This is a genomic window from Pedobacter sp. 05L430 (genome assembly GCF_056397585.1).
Genome location: NZ_JBFTNT010000508.1, coordinates 1 through 1,554 on the forward strand (window position 1 = coordinate 1; position 1,554 = coordinate 1,554).

The 1,554-nt window shown below is 38.8% G+C and carries 1 protein-coding gene; it reads left to right on the plus strand.

Annotation, left to right across the window (positions count from 1 at the left end):
• Positions 1–1,554, plus strand: a 1,554-nt coding sequence (locus AC1DG9_RS26900) for an alpha-1,3-galactosidase-related protein (protein WP_477635672.1), incomplete at both ends; no start/stop codon positions are given.

The following is a 1,554-nucleotide window of genomic DNA, read 5'->3' on the forward strand; positions in this document are numbered from 1 at the left end:
CACCTCTGCTAACTTCATTGCTTAAGGAGATCAAAAGTAAAACTTCGGATCTCGATAAGGTGATTATTCAGTTTGAAAAAGGTAGGTATGATTTTTATCCAGAAGGTGCTATTAAGCGAGAATATTATATCTCGAATCACGATCAGGACAACCCAAAAATAGTAGGTATAGAAATAGAAAAATTCAACAACATTACCTTGATTGGTAAAGGAACCGACCTGATGTTTCATGGGCGTATGCTTCCTTTGGCATTAATTGAAAGCAGTAATGTGAAAATAAAAGATCTGAGTATAGACTTCGAAAAGCCTCAGATTACCCAGGTAAAGATAATTTCAAATGATACCACAGCAGGCAATATTGTATTTGAAACTGCACCATGGGTGAAATATAAATTAAAAGACAGCACCTTTTACAACACAGGAGAAGGATGGGAAATGCAGCCAACATCAGGCATTGCCTTCGAAAACGGCACTAAACATATTATTTTCAATAGTGGTGATATTAGAGTAGGTACCAAGAGTGTAAGTGAGGTTTCGCCAGGTAAAATCAAAGCGTACCACTGGAAGAATAAGAAACTGATTTCCGGAACGGTAATAGCCATGAGGAGCTGGCATCGCCCTGCACCCGGTATTTTTGTTCACAAAGGCAAAAATATCAGTTTTGAAAATGTAAAGGTACATTATGCAGAGGGAATGGGGCTTTTGGCACAGCTTACAGAAAACATCTATATGGATGGTTTTGGCGTTTGCCTGAGAGGGAAAAATGACCCGCGATATTTCACTACACAGGCCGATGCAACGCATTTTTCGGGATGCAAAGGAGAAATCATCTCTAAAAATGGTTTGTACGAGGGTATGATGGACGACGCAATTAATATCCACGGAACCTATCTTAAAATAACAAAGAAACTAGATGATCATACGGTAATTGCTAATTACATGCATGAGCAATCTTATGGTTTTGATTGGGGAAACATACAGGATACAGTGCAGTTCATACAGTCTAAAACCATGGAACTATGGAATGCAAAGAATACTATTGCGGCCATTAAGCCAATATTGCGCAATAGCACTGATCCGATTAAGGAATTTAAAATTGAATTTACCAAAGCGCTGGATCCTGTAATTGATCCTTCCAAACAGGATATTGGAATTGAAAACTTATCATGGACACCGTCAGTTGTTTTTACGGGCAATACCATTCGCAACAACAGAGCAAGAGGTGCACTGTTCAGTACGCCAAAACCTACACTTGTAGCAAATAACTTATTTGACCATACTTCCGGATGTGCGATATTGCTATGTGGCGATAGTAATGGCTGGTATGAAACAGGATCGTGCAGAGACATTACTATTCGCGATAATAAGTTTGTAAATGCCTTGACCAGTATGTACCAGTTTACCTCTGCCATAATCTCCATTTATCCAGAAATCCCCGATCTTACCAATCAAAAGAAATATTTTCACTCGGGGATAAGGATACTGAATAACCAGTTTGATACCTTCGATCAGCCTATTTTATATGCAAAGTCTGTGGATGGACTTGTTTTTACAG